Raw genomic sequence first — 16,407 nt, 5'->3', positions numbered from 1 at the left:
TTTCTCCTTGCTTCCATGCCGCTTACCGGGTTAGCTGACGGGTTCGGACGTGGAAGCTGCCCTACGGCACTGACGTGCCGATTCACCCCAAAGGACATGGGTCCCCGGTTCCGCACGAGGCGGATTCAGCGGTCACAGGACGATCCTGTGATACTTGCGCGATGGTCAGGCAAAGAACCGGACAAACAGGTACGTATGCCTTAGATGTCGTACAAGGTAATACATGGGGCAAGAGGATTACAAATAGCAAAACTCCTGGTCAGGAGAGTTGCCCTCGTGCATCTGTCAGAAGCCCCATCATGGCAAGGCTTTCGTCAAGTGGCATGATCGCGGATTCTTTACTTCCCGCGGCCACGGCGGCCCGCACCTCGCGGACTTCGCCGGCGTATCCGTTGTCCGCCGGATCGAGCACGAGCTCCTCCGTCTCCATCGACGGCCCGCTCAGCACGACCCGCTCCGGCGCCCAGAACGGGGCCTTGATGTCCGCGCGCATGCCGGTCCCCACCACGTAGGCGTCGTTCGCGTACGGGCCCAGCAGCGAGCACTCCACCAGAGCCCGCCGGCCGCCCGAATAGACCAGCACCCCGCCCGCCTCCGCGTCCACCCCCGAGGGCGCCAGCGAGCCCGTGACGTGCGCCCGCTCCGGCATCCCGAGCAGGAGCTGCGCCAGCCCGAACGAGTAGACGCCCAGGTCGAGCAGTGCCCCGCCGCCCAGCTCCGGCGCCCACAGCCGGTGCGCGGGGTCGTACGGCAACGTGAAGCCGAACGACGCCTGGACCGAGCGGATCTCCTCGAACCGGGGATCGGCGGCCACCCGCTGAATCAGCGGGTTGAACCGCATCCACATGGCCTCCATCAGGAAGACCCCGGCCTCGCGCGCGAGGCGTACCATCCGCTCCGCGTCGGCGACGGACGCGGCGAGCGGCTTCTCGCACAGCACCGCCTTGCCCGCCGCGATCGCCGCCTCGACCACCTCCAGGTGCTGGGCGTGCGGGGTCGCCACGTAGACCGCGTCGACGGCGGGGTCGGCGCACAACTGCTCGTACGAGCCGTACGCCGACTCGGCGCCCAGTTCCGAGGCCAGTGCCCGCGCGCGGCCGAGGTCACGGGAGCCGACGGCGGCCACCCGCATCCCCGGCTCAGCCGCGATGACCGTGCCGACCCGCTTGGCGATGACACCCGTGGCCGCGATACCCCATGCGAAATTCTTCATGGGGGGAGATCGTAGGGAATCAGCCCATCCAGTGGAAAGTGTCCGGATCGGGGCCGATGCGGCCATCCGTCGTGTTCATGGCGCCGATCGCCGCCATGTCCTCGGCGTCGAGGACGAAGTCGAACACCTCGAAGTTCTCCTTGATCCGGGCCGGTGTGACCGACTTGGGGATCACCACGTTGCCGAGCTGGATGTGCCAGCGCAGCACGATCTGCGCGGGCGTCCTGCCGTACTTTTCCGACAGCACGGCCAGCGCCGGGTCGCCGAGCAGGCCCTGGCCCTGCCCCAGCGGGCTCCACGCCTCGGTGAGGATGCCGTTGGCCTCGTGGAACTCCCGCAGCCGCCGTTGCTGGAAGTACGGGTGCAGCTCGATCTGGTTGATGGACGGCGTGATCTCCGCTTCGTCGATCACCCGGGTGAGCGTCTCGACGGTGAAGTTGGACACACCGATCGCCTTCGCCCGCCCCTGACGGTAGATCTTCTCGAGGCCGCGCCACGCCTGCATGTACGTGCCGTGCTCCGGCAACGGCCAGTGGATCAGATAGAGATCCACGTAGTCGAGCCCGAGCCGCGACAGGCTCTCGTCGAACGCCTCCTCGGCCCGGCCGTGGTCGGGATTGAAGAGCTTGGTGGTGACGAACAGCTTCTCGCGCGGGATCCCCGAGGCGCGCACGGCACGGCCGACGCCCTCCTCGTTCCCGTAGGCGCTGGCGGTGTCGACGTGGCGGTAACCGACCTCCAGAGCGGTCGTCACGACCTGCTCGGCCACGTCGCTAGGCACCTGCCAGACGCCGAACCCGAGCTGCGGCACCTGTACGCCGTCTGTATTGAGGAGCAGAGAGTTCATGGTCTCCATTGTTCACGTGTCGTTTCTGACGGCTTAAGGCGGGCGGGCTAGCTTGAAGCGGTCGTTAATGGGCCACACCACGCGGGGAGATCAGAGTGGGCAAACAGGCGTCGGCCTGGGTGGAGTCCCCGCTCCAGATGCTGTGCGCCATCGAGGCCCACCGCGCTGGGCTGCTCGGGCCGGTCACCGCCGTCGTCCCGCGCGCCGGGCTGCGGGCGCTGAAGGCCACCCGCCGGGCGCTGTCCGATCTGGCGCTGCCTGAGGGGCTGGAGCTGGCCGAGCCGCGCGAGCGCATGCCGCGTTCCCCGCACGCCGTCGGCGACGCCTTCTCCGGGCGGGTTCAGCTCCGCTGGCTCGTGTCCCTTCCGGGCCGGATCGTGATCGTCGATGACGGGCTGGCCACGCTCCGGCTGCTCGAACTGCTGGCCGCCGGGCCGTACAAGCCGCTGTTGCGGGCGCGGGCGCATCCGGGGAAGCTGCGTGCGGCGCTGGGGCTGGCGGCGGCGATCAGGCTGCGCGCGAGCCGGGTGTCGGTCTTCACCGCGCTGCCGGTGTCCGACGAGCTGGCGCTGGCCGTCCGCGCGGCGGGCGTCGACCTGGTCCGCCACGACTTCGGGTGGCTGCGCGAGCAGCCGCTGGGCGGTCCCGGACCGGTCGAGCGGACCGTCGTGCTCGGCACCTCCCTGGTCAGGAACGGGCTGGTGCGCCGCGACCGCTATCTGAGCTGGCTGACGGACCTGGCCGCCGAGGAGCCGCTCGCCTACTTCCCGCACCGCCGCGAGGACCCCGCGGACGTGGCGCTCATCCGCGAGCGGCCCGGGATCACCGTGTACGACGCCGGCGTGCCGGCCGAGCTGACGCTGCGCGGCCTCGACCCCAGCCAGCGGGTGCTCAGCCTGCCGTCCACCGCGATCAGCTCGCTGCGGGTGCTGCTCACGCCGCGCGGCGTCGCGGTCGAGCCGGTGGACGTACCGGACGATTGGTGGACCAGCAGGGCGGCTCCCGCCCTGCGTTCGCATCTGACCGGTGTGGCCGGGTGACCGGCACAGACCCCCGTCTGACCGGAACGTCTTGATGACCGGCCGCAACCCCTATCTGACTGGAACAACCGGGTGACCATCGTCAACCCGTATCCGACTGGAGTGACCGCGTGAGAGTGCTGGCCGTGGCCGACTCCGACTCGTACCTGAAGTGGGCGGCCTGCCTGCTCGGCGACCTGCCTCCCGGCTCTGAGACGGAGCTCGTCGTGGTGCGCACGCCGATCGCGCCGTCGCCCGAGCAGATCGCCGCCGCCGTGGGCGACCGTCCCACGCCGCCGCTGATGTCGGCGCGGGCGGTGCGGCGGCTGGCGGAACGTACGCGGCCGGACGCGATCATCGTGGCCTGTACGGGGCCGGTCGTGGACGTGCTGGTGGCCGAGGCGTTCGCCGGGCTGCGGCCGCGGCCGGTGTTCGTGACCGGGCTGCCGGGCATCTCGGTGCCCGCGACGGAGAAGGCGTGGCTGTTCCGCAGCGGCTGCGACCTGTTCGTGGTGCACAGCGAGCGGGAGGTGGCCGAGTTCGCCGGGATCGCCGCCGATCTCGGCGGGGGAGGGGCGGTCGGGCTGGCCCGGCTGCCGTTCCTGCGTCCGCGGGCCGTGCGCGGCGGCGGGAACCGGGTGGTGTTCGCCACCCAGGCCAAGGTGCCGCGTGAGCGCGAGGACCGCGAACGCATCCTGCTGTCGCTGGCCGAGCTGGCCGCCCGCCGGCCGGACCTGGACGTGGTGGTGAAGCTGCGCGCCCTGGAGGACGAACGGCAGACGCACAACGAACGCCACCACTACCAGCGGCTCTGGCGCGAGCTCGGCGAGCCGGGGCGGGTGGCGTTCGAGGCGGGCTCGATGCACGACCAGCTCGCTCAGGCGGCCGGGTTCGTGACGGTCAGCTCGACGGCGGCGCTGGAGGCCATCGCGCAGGACGTGCCGCTGCTGGTGCTGAGCGACTTCGGTGTGAGCGCGGAGATGATCAACCTGGTGTTCGAGGGCAGTGGGCTGCTGGGCACGCTCGACGAGCTGGCCACGGGCGGCTTCCGCGCCGCCGACGCCGGGTGGTGCGCGGCCAACTACTTCCACTCGATGGATCGCAACGACTGGGTGGGCCTGCTGGGCGGCTTGGTGACCGGTGGCCCCCGGGTCCCGGCCAGGTCGTTGCTCGACGGGCCCGAGCACGCCGCCGCCCGCCGCCGCGCCAGGATGCGCCTGGACGTGCACCCCACCGTGCTACGTGCCGGTTACCGGGCAAAGCGGCGGATGCGCCGATATTTGCGGGCGCTGTCCTAAAGGGGTGCCCTCGGGATGAGCTGCCCCGGGCAGGGCGGGGCGTGCCCCGGCAGGGCGGGGCGCCGCCCGCCCTGCCGGGTGGCGCCCCTCAGATGGCCGACTTGATCTTCCGGCGCAGCCGCGTCAGCGCGGTGGGCTTGGCCGTCAGGTCGAGGGTCTCCAGCCGCTTGCGCTTGAAGTAGCGCGGGTCGAAGTCGAAGTCCACCGGCCGCAGCTCCGGATACGTCTCCGCCTGCATGCAGTAGCCCACCGCCCGCACCAGCTCCCGCAGGTAGCCGCGCGGCGCCGGCTCGATGGTGCCGTCCACCGACATGCGGGGCAGCAGCGCGTCGACGATCGTGGCGGGCACCCGGTTGCTGTTCTCGTACGGGGCCAGCCGCTCCAGCACCAGCTCGGTGCCGAACGAGGCCACCGGCAGCCCGAAGAACCGCCCGGCCGTGACCAGGCCGGTCGAGAAGCAGCCCACGACCAGCTCGGGCCGGAGCGCCGAGAAGCACACCTCGGCGGGTACGCTCTCATCGGCCACGGTCAGCCGCACGTTCAGCGGCTCGGCGGCGGCCCTGAGCAACTGGGCGTGCCTGCGGCCGGCCGCCGGGTGGGGCTTGAACACCACGCTCGAGAAGCCGCGGGCGACCAGGCCGCGCAGCATCGACTCGTGCAGCGCCGCCTCCTCCTCCGGTGTGACGATCTCCAGCGCCGACAGGTACTGCCCGAGGATCATCGCCTGCCCGGCCAGCATGTCGGGCGCGGTCGTCGCCACCTGCCGGAGCACCGACAGGAACGCCTCGTCCGGCAGGAGCGAGGCCGGCACGTCGTACTCGCTCAGTAAGAGCGGCTCCAGCCCCGGCACCAGGTCCAGGTGCAGCAGGCGGGTGATGCGGCGGAAGATCTCGGCGGGCAGGGGGTCGCGCGTCGGGCCGTAGCTCATCAGGCCGTCGGAGTAGACGGTGATCGGGCAGTCGCGCACCAGCCCGGCGATCGTCCGGGCGGGCGGCACCGCGATCGACTCCAGCACCAGCTCTTCCACGTCGTCGAGCGCGAGCTGGGAGCGGATCAGCCGCTCCATCATCGGCACCTCGATGACGCGGGCCTTCCACTCCGACGGGTGCAGCGGCGCGATCAGCTCGTTCCACGAGTGGATCGCGTCGAAGCGGGAGCGCAGCACGGCGAAGCCCGGTGTCCGGTCCAGGGGGACGGTCACCTCGGGGATCGCCGCGTTGTTCGACACGATGAGGACCCTGCGTCCCTCGGCGAACCGGCCGTCGTCGATCCCGGCCGCCAGCGACATCGCCCCGAACAGCGTCGAGGCGTAGAAGACCGTGGTCATGAGTCCTCCCGTTCACGGCGGAGCCGGACGTGGGGGCTTGGGGGGAGGTCGGGCAGCAGCGCCCGCAGCGTGGCCTCGCGGTCCACGGACATGCGCGCCACCGCGTCCGCCACCAGGGCGGTGGGCAGCGCCCGTACCATTTCCGCGCCGCGCTCCTCGAAGCGGGCGCGCAACTGCGGGGTGAAGCGGTCGGCGATCTCCAGGTGGTGCGCGAGCAGCGCGCAGAAGTTGCGTACGGCCTTCGGCAGGAACTCCTCCTCAAGGTCCTTGAACACCAGCTCGAAGGCGTCGAAGAAGTGCAGCTGCCGCTCGTCGCCCACCCGCGTGAGCGACCCCGACACCATCCGCCGGTAGAACACCCCGGCCAGCGACACCACCGCGAACGTGGCCGCCTCCCGGTGCAGCCGCCAGATCCACGGGCGGTCCTCGGCGGTGTGCAGCGAGCCGGGGAAGTGCAGCAGGTCCTGCAGCGAGCGCCGGTAGACGCCGGCCCACGCGTAGGGGTAGTCGACCATGGTCCGCACGTTCGCGGGCAGGATCGCGTCCCGGGGGTCGAGCACCGCGTCCCGCCGCGCCAGCGGGGCGCGGTGCACGACCCGCTTGCGGCCCTCGACCTGCACGTGGTCGGCGCGTACGAAGTCGCAGCCGAGCCCGTCGATGGCCTCGACGAGCTGGGGCAGATAGCCGGGGGCGAGCCAGTCGTCCCCGTCCATGAACGTGACGTACCGGCCCGAGGCGGCCGACAGCCCCGTGTTGCGGGCGTCCGCGAGGCCGACCGGCGCCGGATTGCGCAGCACGGCAAGACCGGGCAGGTCGGCGCGGAAGTCCTCGACGATGTCGCCGGTGGCGTCCACCGACCCGTCGTCGACCACGATGAACTCGAAGTCGGGCCGGGCGTTGCGGCGGAGCGAGGAGAGCGCGTCGGCGATGAAACGCTCGCCGTCACGCACAGGAACGATGACGGACAGAGTGATCAAGATGGCGCTCGTCAGACGGTGACGCGGCGCAGGCGGGCCTTGGGCGCCTCCTCGCCGGGGAAGACGCGCTTGACGCCGTCGCCCATCGCCTGCTCGATGATCCGGATGTCGCGTACCAGGTGCTCCAGGCCGGCGGGCTCCAGCGACGCGGCGTGGTCGGAGCCCCACATGGTGCGGTCGAGCGTGATGTGCCGCTCCACGCAGACCGCGCCGAGCGTCACCGCGGCCAGCGAGATCTGCAGGCCGCGCTCGTGGCCGGAGTAGCCGACCGGCACGCCGTAGCGCTCCTTGAGGGTGGTGATCGTGCGCAGGTTCGCCTCCTCCGGCGGGAGGGGGTACGTGGAGGTGGCGTGCATCATGATCAGGTTGTCGGTGCCGAGGATCTCGACGGCCTGGTCGATCTCGGAGAGCGTGGACATGCCGGTCGACAGCATCATCGGCTTGCCGGTCGCCGCGAGGGCGCGGAGCAGCTCGTGGTCGGCGACGCTGGCCGAGGCCACCTTGTGCGCCACGACGTCCATCTCCTCCAGGAAGTCGATGGAGGGCACGTCCCACGGCGAGGCGAACCAGTGCAGGCCGCGCTCGTCGCAGTACTTGGCGATCTGGCGGTACTCGTCGTGGCCGAACTCGGTCCGCTCCTTGTACTCCAGGTAGGTCATCTCGCCCCAGGGCGTCTGCCTGATCTGGCTCTTCTGCGCCTCGGGCACGCAGATCGCCGGGGTGCGCTTCTGGAACTTCACCGCCTGGCAGCCCGCGTCGGCCGCCACGTCGATGAGCCGGCGCGCGAGGTCGAGGTCGCCGTTGTGGTTGATGCCGATCTCGCCGATGACGTAGACGGGCTCGCCGTCGCCGACCAGCACCTCGCCGACCGCCACCGGGCCGAACCTGGGACGCGGCTTGACCTCGGGGGCGGAGGGCGTCTCGGGCCGGGCCGCCACGACCCGGTCGCACAGCTCGCGGACCGCTCCGTCGCCGCCCGGCCTGGACAGCACGACCCTGGCGGCCGCGCGTACCCGCGGGTGCGCGTCGGGCACCGCGATCGGCCAGCCCACCTCGGCCATCGGGCCCAGGTCGTTGACGTCGTTGCCCACATAGGCGACGCGGGCCGGGTCCAGGCCCTCGATCGTCAGCCAGTCACGCAGGACGACCCGCTTCTCGGCCAGCCCCTGGAGCACGGGGACGCCCAGCTTGCGGGCGCGGGCCGCCACGACCGGGTTGTGCTCGGTCGACATGACCAGCACCTTCACCCCGGAGCGGCGCAGCAGCGCGATGCCCATCCCGTCGGAGCGGCTGACCAGCACCATCTCGCGGCCGTCGGAGTCGACGTAGGCGCGGTCGTCGGTGTGGACGCCGTCGAAGTCGGTGATGACCGCGTCGACGTCGATCGGCTCGGGCACGTCCACGAACGGGGCCAGCGCGCGGGCCAGCTCCAGGTCCTCGGGCTCGTCGATCTCGATCGCGTGGCGCACGGGCACCGGCTGTACGGCGACGGTGCCGAAGAAGCGGTGGCCGTGCTCGCGCAGCCCGGAGGTGCGCATGACGTAGAAGGCGCCGTTCTCGCGGAACTGCGGCTCGCGGTCCTGCCTGCGCTGCCTGATCGCGGGGTCGTGGTTGATCCCGCCGCCGGCGGCGGTCCAGAGGAACTCGTGCGTGGGCAGGCCGGACACGACCGTGTCAGCCTCGCCGTCCAGCACCTTGCGCACGGCCGCCGACAGGTCGTCGGAGTCGATGAACGCGCTGGTGCACTGTACGAGGACGACCACCTCGGGGTCCTCGCCGAGCGCGTCGAGCGCGTGCAACACCGCCGACTCGCTGGAGGCGGTCGCGCCGCTGAGCTCCTCGGGACGGTCCACGACGAGCGCGCCGGCCTCCTTGGCGGCCTCGGCGATCCCCGCGTGGTCGGTGCTGACCACGACCCGGTCGATCAGCTCGCTGCGCAGCGAAGCGCGCACGGCACGGGTGACCAGGGGAATACCGCCGACCGGCGCGAGGTTCTTCAACGGAACGCCTGCGGAACCTCCGCGGGCGGGAACAACGGCCAGGACTCGCAACGTGACTCCTCAGTGCTAACGGGTGGCATCCCGAAGCTAGAGGCGCGGATTGAACTGGCAGCGTCCCCCTAATTAACTTTCCGGGGGGATCCGGTAGAGCAGTTCTGGACGGCCCACCGCTCCGTACTGGGGCATCCGGACCGCCACCCCCAGCTCCACCAGGTGTTCCAGGTATCTGCGGGCGGTCACCCTGGAGACCCCGGCAGCCGTCCCCACGGCCTGCGCCGACATCCCCGCGGGCCGGCCGCGCAGCTCGGCGGCGACCAGGTCGAGGGTGTCGCGAGCCATCCCTTTCGGCAGCTCGGAGCGGCCGCGCAGGGTGCCGAGCACCCGGTCCACGTCGCCCTGGCCGACGATCTCGCCGGCCTCCTCCTTGAACCGGGCATAGCCGGTCAACTTCTCGTTGAGTGTCGCGAAGGTGAACGGCTTGAGCAGGTACTGGGAGATGCCCAGCGACACGGCCCTGCGCACCATGGCCAGATCGCGCGCGGAGGTGACCGCGATCACGTCGCACAGCAGCCCGCCCGCCCGTACGGCCCGGCAGACCTCCAGCCCGTGCATGTCGGGCAGGTACAGGTCGAGCAGGATGAGATCGACCGGCGTGCGCCGCAGGAACCGCAGCGCCTCCCCGCCCGAGCGCACCACGCCCGCCACCTCGAAGCCCGGCACCCGGTTCACGTAGATGCGGTTGGCCTCGGCGGTGATCTCCTCGTCCTCGACCACCAGCACCGAGATCATCGGACCGGCTCCGCCACGGGCTGGGGCACGGGCAGCCGTACGGTGAACACCGAGCCGTCCACCTCGATCGTGCCGCCCAGCCGCCGCACCGCCTGCCCGACCAGCGCGAGCCCCAGCCCGTGCCCGTCGCCCTTGGTGGTCCAGCCCTTCCGGAACGCGTCGGGCGCGATCAGGCCGGGCCCGTCGTCGGCGACCCGGATGAGGAAGCCGTCACGGCCGCCCCGCAGCAGCACCTCGACCCGGGTGGCCGCGTCGATCGCGTTGTCGATGAGGTTGCCGACGATGGTCACCAGCTCTCCGGGGTCGAGGCCGAGGTCGTCCAGGTCGCTGTCGTGGCTGATCACCAATTCGCTGCCGCGCTCGGCCGCCTCGGCGCTCTTGCCCAGCAGCAGCGCGGCCAGGATCGGCTCGCGCACCGCGCCCATCACCCGGTCGGTGAGCTCCTGCGCCGCCCGCAGCTCGGCGGTGCCGAACGCCACCGCCTGCTCGGTACGGCCCAGCTCCACCAGCGTGATGACCGTGTGCAGCTTGTTGGCGGACTCATGGGCGGCCGACCGGAGCGAGTCGGCGAACCCGCGCTCGGCGTTCAGCTGCCCGGCCAGCGCCTGCAGCTCGGTGTGATCCCGGACGGTCACCACGGTGCCGAGCCTGCTGGCCGCGCCGTTGACGGCCAGCACCCGGTCGCCGACCAGGTGCACGCGCTCCTGATCCGTGTCGAACAACCCCGACAGGCCCAGCTCGTCCAGGTGCCGCCCTTCGGCGTCGGCGGGCAGGTCGAGCAGTTGCCGCGCGGCGTCGTTGCAGAGCGTCAGCGTGCCGTCCTTGCCGACCAGCAGCAGCCCCTCCCGTACGGCGTGCAGGACCGCGTCGTGATGCTCGTGGATGCGGCCCAGCTCGACCGGGCCGAGCCCGTGCGTCTGCCTGCGGAGCCGGGCGGTCACCAGCCAGGTGCCGACGGCGCCGAGGGCGAGCCCGAGCAGGGCGATGAGCCCGGTCCAGACGAGCTGGCCGCGCAGCCTGGCGCTCACTCGGTCGACCTTGATGCCCGCGCTGACCAGCGCCCGTATCGGGCCGTTCGGGCCGCCCGCGTGGACCGGGGCGACCGCCCGCACGGACGGGCCGAGCGTGCCGGTGTAGGTCTCCGTGAACGTCTCGCCGCGCAGCGCGCGGTCGATGTGGCCGAGGAACCGCTTGCCGATCTCCGCCCGGTTGGGGTGCGTGTAGCGGGTGCCGTCGGGCTTCATGATGGTGACGAAGTCGACGCCCGACTCGGCTTCCACCCGGTCGGCGTACGGCTGCAGCCGCGTGGTGGGCGACGGCTCGTCCAGGGCGGCCAGCACGTCGGGCGAGGCCGCCACGGCGGCCGCCGCCGACCTGGCCGCGCCCGCCGCCTCGGCGGTGACGAGCTGGTCCGCCAGCACGGAGACGAGCGTGGCGGCGCCCACCAGCGTGACGGTGACCACCAGCAGTTGCAGGAGCAACATCTGCCCTGCCAGGCTCCAGCGGCGCATCGTGGACCTCTCAATGAACGAAACTTACGCAATAGTGACCTGGATCACCACGGACCGCATAGTCGCATGGTTAGGACTTTCACTCATAGCGACCGGAGACCCTCCATGCGTGATCGCACTCGCTATCTCTACCTGGCCGTCATCGCGGCGGTCCTGCTCGGCATCCTGGTGGGATTCGTCTGGCCGGACGTCGGCCAGGCGCTCAAGCCGCTCGGCACCGGCTTCGTCAACCTGATCAAGATGATGATCAGCCCGATCATCTTCTGCACGATCGTGCTCGGCATCGGTTCGGTCACCAAGGCGGCCAAGGTCGGCAAGGTCGGCGGGCTCACCATCGGCTACTTCCTCATCATGTCCACGGTAGCCCTCATCATCGGGCTGCTGGTCGGCAACCTCATCGACCCGGGCTCGGGGCTGCACCTCACCGACGCCGCCAAGAAGGTCGCCGAGGGCGAGGCGGCCAAGGGGGGCGCCACCGATTCGGTCGACTTCGTGCTCGGCATCATCCCCACCACGGTGGTGTCGGCGTTCACCGAGGGTCAGACGCTGCAGACGCTCCTGGTCGCGCTGCTCACCGGATTCGGGCTGCAGGCCATCGGGCCCAAGGCCGCGCCGATCCTGACGGCCATCGAGCACATCCAGCGGCTGGTGTTCCGCATCCTCGCCATGATCATGTGGGCGGCGCCGGTCGGCGCGTTCGGCGCCATCGCCGCGGTCGTCGGCGCCACCGGCCTCGACGCACTCAAGAGCCTGGCCATCATCATGATCGCCTTCTACACCACCTGCGTGCTGTTCGTCGGGCTGGTGCTCGGCCCGCTGCTCTGGGGGGTGGCCAAGATCGGCCTGTGGCCGCTGTTCCGCTATCTGGGCCGCGAGTTCCTGCTGATCCTGTCCACGTCGTCGTCCGAGGCCGCGCTGCCGAGGCTGATCGCCAAGATGGAGCACCTCGGCGTGAGCCGTACCGTGGCGGGCATCACGGTGCCCACCGGCTACTCCTTCAACCTCGACGGCACCGCGATCTACCTGACCATGTCCACGCTGTTCATCGCCTCCGCCAGCGGGTCGCCGCTGCGCTTCGGCGAGCAGCTCGCGCTGCTGGGGTTCATGATGATCGCCTCGAAGGGCGCGGCGGGCGTGACCGGCTCCGGCATCGCCACGCTGGCCGGCGGCCTGCAGTCGCACCGGCCCGAGCTGGTCGACGGTGTCGGCCTCATCGTCGGCATCGACCGCTTCATGTCCGAGGCCCGGGCGCTGACGAACTTCGCGGGCAACGCGATCGGCACCGTGCTCGTCGCCACCTGGACGGGCGAGTTCGACAAGGCGCGGGCGGCCGAGGTGCTCGCCGGCAACGTGCCGTTCGACGAGGCGACGTTGCTGGACGAGGACGTACGACCCGAACCGCCCGCGGCGGACGAGCAACGGGAGATGACGACGGTCTAGGGCTTGCGGCCGATGCCCGCGTAGCCCATCCGCGCCATCTCCTCATCGAGGAACTGCGTCTCCTGGGGGTCGTTGAACGGCCAGCCGATCTCCGGCCCCAGGCCGCTCGCCAGCCCCGGCGGGATCAGCTCGAAGTCACCGAAGAACCGGGCGATCTCCGTGCCGGGGCGCGGGCAGAACGGCGCGTTCGCCTTCTGGTAGAACTCGCTGATCTTGGCCACCCGCTCCGGCACGACGTCGTTGCCGACATGCGAGATGGCCAGATAGCTGCCCGGCGCCAGCGCGTCGCGGTAGGTGGCCACGAACTCCTGCGGCTCGTCCTCGTCGGGCACCAGGTGCAGGAAGAACATCATGAGCACCGCGACCGGCCGGTCGAAGTCCAGCACGGACAGCACCTCGGGATGCCCGAGGATCTTCTCCGGCTCGCGGCCGTCGGCCAGCACCATGGTGACCTTCTCCGGGTCGGCCAGCAGGGCGCGGCCGTGCGCGGCGACCACGGGGTCGTTGTCGACGTACACCACGCGCGCGTCCGGCGCGAACCGGTGGGCTACCTCGTGCACGTTCTCCGCGGCCGGGAGACCGGAGCCCAGATCGAGGAACTGGGTGACGCCCTGACGGCAGAGGTATTCGACCACTCGCCCGATGAACTTGCGGTTCTGCCTCGTGCCCTCTCTGACCTCGGGTAACACGCTCATGACCAGTTCGGCGAGCTCCCGGTCGGCCTTGAAGTTGTCCTTGCCACCAAGGAAGTAGTCGTACATCCGCGCCGCGTTGGGGATGTGCGGGTCCACACCTTGCGGCGCTTGTTCCGTCATGTCCCCATGATCCCGGACAAAGGGCACGTAAATCCACCGGTTCATGTCACAAGGCGAACGACGGTAGGTGGATCGTGTCACACGGCGGGCAGTCGCAGGACGAAGCGGGCGCCGCCGCGGTACTCCTCGGCGCGGATCTCGCCGCGATGCGCCACCGCGACGTCGCGCGCGATGGCCAGGCCCAGACCGGTGCCGCCGGCGTCGCGGCTGCGGGCCGCGTCCAGCCGGGTGAAGCGGTCGAAGATGCACTCGCGGTCCGTCGGCGCGATCTCCACGCCGTCGTTCTCCACGGCCACGACGGCCATGTCCCCGCATCTGGTGACGACCACCCTGACGATGTTCTCGGCATGCCGCTGGGCGTTGTCCAGCAGGTTCGTCAGCACCCGGGCGAGCTGCATCCGTACCCCGTCCACCACGACGCCCTCGTCCAGCGCCAGCTTGACGGGCAGCGGGTCCTCGCGGCACGACAGCTCGTCGCGGACCAGGGCCGCGAGGTCCACCCGCTCCTTCACCACGTCCACACGCGAGCCGATCCTGGCCAGCAGCAGCAAGTCGGTGATGATCGCTTCGAGCCGGTCGGTGTCGCGCAGCGCGCTGTCCACCAGGGCGACGAAGTCGGTGTCCTCCGGGTAGAGCTGGGCGCTCTCCAGCTGCGCGCGCAGCCCGGCGATGGGGGTGCGCAGCTCGTGCGAGGCGTCGGAGGCGAAGCGGCGCTGCTGGCACGCCGAACGTTCCATGCGGGCCAGCGTGCCGTTGACGGACCGCGCGAGCTCGGCGACCTCGTCGTCCCCCGGCGGCTGGGTCACCCGGCGGCTCAGGTCGCTGGCGTTGACCTCGTCGAGCTCGGCCCGCATCGCGCCCACCGGTTGCAGGGCCCGGCCCATGGTCAGCCAGGTCGTCCAGGTGGCCAGGGCCATGAGCACGACGATCTGGGTGAACACCACGGTCTCCAGGAGCCGCAGGTCCAGGAGGCCCGGCGTGGTGCGCCCGGCGTACACAACGTTCGAACTCGGCGCCGGCGACACGCGTACGGCCGTCAGATGGATGCACATCCTCGGGATGCAGTTCGTGGTGCTGATGACCCGGTTGTCGGGCGTGGGCCAGACGTCGCTCAGCCGCGGCAGGTTGCGGGCCGCGTCGCTCGTCCCGATCACCTGACCGCCCGGGGCCACGACCTGGATCAGGTCGACGTACGGGTCGGGCAGCGGCATCGCCGCGCCCAGGGGGAGGTCGCCACCGCGTGACTCGACCGCCACCTGTTCGGCGGCGTCCCTGGTCTCCTCCCACACGTGGGCCTCGATCACGGACCTGGCCACGACGACGCTGCCGACCCCCGCGGGAATCAGTACCGAGGCCGCCACGGCGGCCGCCACGAACGTGACGCGGCCACGCAGGGACCTCGCCCAGACGCGTGACATTAAACGAGGCTACTAACGGTAAGTACCGCGATGAGGCGATCAAAGGGAAAATTTCCCCCATGGTCCACCCGCGCGGGCCGTACGGCCCGCACAGCCCGCGAAGGCCGTACGGGCCGCAGCCGGCCTCAGCGCTGGAGCCACACCGTGGTGTCGGGCGGGAGGGTGCCGTCGGCGGTGAGCGGGCCACTCGACAGCAGCACCTCGCCGGTCACCTCCACCGGCTCGTCGCCGGTGTTCAGGACGACGACCAGGCCGGGCGAGCGCTCGATGGCCAGCACGTCCTTGGGGGAGTCGAGCCAGGCCAGCGTGCCGCCGCCGAGCGCCGGGTGGGCCTTGCGCAGGCGCAGCGCGGCCCGGTAGAGGTTCAGCGTGGAGGCGGGGTCGTCGTGCTGGGCCTCGGCCGACAGCGGCGCCCACGACTCGGGGATCGGCAGCCACGGGTCCCGCCAGCCGAAGCCGGGAGCGGTGGTCCACGGGATCGGCACCCGGCAGCCGTCGCGGCTCTCGCCGCTGCGCAGGAACGCCGGGTCCTGCCGCAGCTCGTCCGGCAGGTCGAGCACCTCGGGCAGGCCGAGCTCCTCGCCGTTGTAGAGGTAGGCCGAGCCGGGCAGCGCCAGCATGAGCAGCGTGGCCGCCTTGGCCCGGGCCAGGCCGCCGTGCCGGGTGACGTGCCGGGGCTTGTCGTGGTTGGACAGCACCCAGGTGGTCGGCGCGCCGACCAGCTCCGCCTCGGCCAGCGCCTTCTCGATGACCGCGCGGAAGGACTTGGCGTGGAAGTCGGCCAGCAGGAAGTCGAAGTTGAACGCCTGGTGCAGCTCGTCGGGGCCGACGTAGCGGGCCAGCCGCTCGGGCGAGGACACCCACGCCTCGGCGACGGCCATCCGCCCGCCGGGGTAGGAGTCGAGGATCGGCCGCCACTCGCGGTAGATCTCGTGCACGCCGTCCTGGTCGAAGTACGGCACGCGCTCGTCGCCGAGCATCTCGGCCTGGCGGCCCTCCTTCGGTCCCACGTCGGGCAGCCCGGCGGCCTTGACCATGCCGTGCGCCACGTCGACGCGGAAGCCGTCCACCCCGCGGTCCAGCCAGAACCGCAGGATGTCGCGGAACTCGGCCCGCACCTCCGGGTGCTCCCAGTTGAGGTCGGGCTGTTCGGGGGCGAAGAGGTGGAGATACCACTGCCCGTCGGCGACCTGTGTCCAGGCGGGCCCGCCGAAGATGGACTCCCAGTCGTTGGGCCGGTCCCGGAAGATGTAGCGGTCGCGCAGCCCCGCCTGGAACCACGGGTGCCGGTCGGAGGAGTGGTTCGGGACCAGGTCCACGATCACCCTGATGCCCAGCTCGTGCGCGTCGGCGATCAGCCCGTCGAGGTCGGCCAGCGTGCCGAACATCGGGTCCACGTCACGGTAATCGGCCACGTCGTAGCCGCCGTCGGCCATCGGCGAGGTGTAGAAGGGGCTCAACCAGATCGCGTCCACGCCCAGCTCGCCGAGGTAGCCGAGGCGCTCACGCACGCCCGGCAGGTCCCCGATGCCGTCGCCGTTGGCGTCGGCGAAGCTGCGTGGGTACACCTGGTAAACGACGGCGTCCCGCCACCAATCGTCGTTGCCGAGCATTGCGGTCCTCCGGGGGAAATGTCCGTGATGTCTGGTGCAGGATGGCCTGCGTGGTTCTGTGGGGTCAAGCGTAAGTTGCGGAAAGTTGCAGATAACACCGTACTTCTCCCAGGAGACCAGGTGGCGAGGTCAAGGGAGCA

Annotated in this window: 13 protein-coding genes and 1 riboswitch; of the genes, 3 read left to right on the top strand and 10 right to left on the bottom strand. The window is 70.9% G+C overall.

The features are described 5' to 3' along the window. Positions 1-4: 4 nt before the first annotated feature. A riboswitch (cyclic di-AMP (ydaO/yuaA leader) is annotated at positions 5-141 on the bottom strand. Positions 142-259: 118 nt separating this feature from the next. Next, positions 260-1,213 (bottom strand): Gfo/Idh/MocA family protein, encoded by a 954-nt coding sequence (locus tag ACGFNP_RS06565; protein WP_393315570.1) that lies wholly within the window; start codon positions 1,211-1,213, stop codon positions 260-262. A gap of 19 nt (positions 1,214-1,232) precedes the next feature. Next, positions 1,233-2,060 (bottom strand): aldo/keto reductase, encoded by an 828-nt coding sequence (locus ACGFNP_RS06560; protein ID WP_358326628.1) that lies wholly within the window; start codon positions 2,058-2,060, stop codon positions 1,233-1,235. A gap of 95 nt (positions 2,061-2,155) precedes the next feature. On the opposite strand from ACGFNP_RS06560, the gene ACGFNP_RS06555 reads away from it, so the two are divergent. Both ACGFNP_RS06555 and ACGFNP_RS06550 read left to right on the top strand, forming a co-directional pair. Then, entirely contained in the window at positions 2,156-3,100 is a 945-nt protein-coding gene (locus tag ACGFNP_RS06555) for a hypothetical protein (protein ID WP_393315567.1), read from the top strand. Between the two features lie 110 nt (positions 3,101-3,210). After that, a complete protein-coding gene (locus tag ACGFNP_RS06550) occupies positions 3,211-4,377 on the top strand; it encodes a DUF6716 putative glycosyltransferase (RefSeq protein WP_393315564.1) in 1,167 nt (388 codons plus the stop codon). A gap of 88 nt (positions 4,378-4,465) precedes the next feature. Here the strand turns inward: ACGFNP_RS06550 and ACGFNP_RS06545 are convergent, their stop codons facing one another. From ACGFNP_RS06545 to ACGFNP_RS06525, 5 genes are all read right to left on the bottom strand, one after another. Beyond that, on the bottom strand, positions 4,466-5,704 hold the full coding sequence (locus ACGFNP_RS06545; protein ID WP_358326638.1) for an alpha-2,8-polysialyltransferase family protein: 1,239 nt from the start codon (positions 5,702-5,704) through the stop codon (positions 4,466-4,468). Continuing rightward, positions 5,701-6,681 (bottom strand): glycosyltransferase family 2 protein, encoded by a 981-nt coding sequence (locus ACGFNP_RS06540; RefSeq protein ID WP_358326641.1) that lies wholly within the window; start codon positions 6,679-6,681, stop codon positions 5,701-5,703. Before ACGFNP_RS06540 ends, ACGFNP_RS06545 begins: the two co-directional genes overlap by 4 nt. Before the next feature lie 11 nt (positions 6,682-6,692). Further along, positions 6,693-8,732: an N-acetylneuraminate synthase family protein gene (locus ACGFNP_RS06535; protein ID WP_393315560.1), complete on the bottom strand. Its 2,040-nt coding sequence runs from the start codon at positions 8,730-8,732 to the stop codon at positions 6,693-6,695. 72 nt (positions 8,733-8,804) lie between these two features. Next, positions 8,805-9,470: a response regulator gene (locus ACGFNP_RS06530; protein WP_358326646.1), complete on the bottom strand. Its 666-nt coding sequence runs from the start codon at positions 9,468-9,470 to the stop codon at positions 8,805-8,807. Next, positions 9,467-10,981, bottom strand: coding sequence for an ATP-binding protein (locus tag ACGFNP_RS06525; protein WP_393315556.1), 1,515 nt, complete (start codon positions 10,979-10,981; stop codon positions 9,467-9,469). The genes ACGFNP_RS06530 and ACGFNP_RS06525 overlap by 4 nt, the downstream gene beginning before the upstream one ends. Positions 10,982-11,086: 105 nt before the next feature. Between ACGFNP_RS06525 and ACGFNP_RS06520 the strand changes: the two genes are divergently transcribed. Beyond that, positions 11,087-12,421: a cation:dicarboxylate symporter family transporter gene (locus ACGFNP_RS06520; protein ID WP_358326652.1), complete on the top strand. Its 1,335-nt coding sequence runs from the start codon at positions 11,087-11,089 to the stop codon at positions 12,419-12,421. Here the strand turns inward: ACGFNP_RS06520 and ACGFNP_RS06515 are convergent. From ACGFNP_RS06515 to ACGFNP_RS06505, 3 genes are all read right to left on the bottom strand, one after another. Then, complete coding sequence (locus tag ACGFNP_RS06515) at positions 12,418-13,236, bottom strand: SAM-dependent methyltransferase (protein WP_358326655.1); 819 nt, start codon at positions 13,234-13,236, stop codon at positions 12,418-12,420. The genes ACGFNP_RS06520 and ACGFNP_RS06515 overlap by 4 nt on opposite strands. A 77-nt stretch (positions 13,237-13,313) precedes the next feature. Next, complete coding sequence (locus ACGFNP_RS06510) at positions 13,314-14,654, bottom strand: sensor histidine kinase (protein WP_393315552.1); 1,341 nt, start codon at positions 14,652-14,654, stop codon at positions 13,314-13,316. A 125-nt stretch (positions 14,655-14,779) separates the two neighbouring features. Further along, positions 14,780-16,267, bottom strand: coding sequence for a glycoside hydrolase family 13 protein (locus ACGFNP_RS06505; RefSeq protein ID WP_393315549.1), 1,488 nt, complete (start codon positions 16,265-16,267; stop codon positions 14,780-14,782). Positions 16,268-16,407: the final 140 nt, after the last annotated feature.

The sequence above is a fragment of the Nonomuraea sp. NPDC049269 genome, from assembly GCF_043197155.1.
GTDB lineage: Bacteria > Actinomycetota > Actinomycetes > Streptosporangiales > Streptosporangiaceae > Nonomuraea.
Note: the sequence above shows the minus strand (reverse complement) of the source record. Positions and strands in the feature narration are given on the sequence as shown.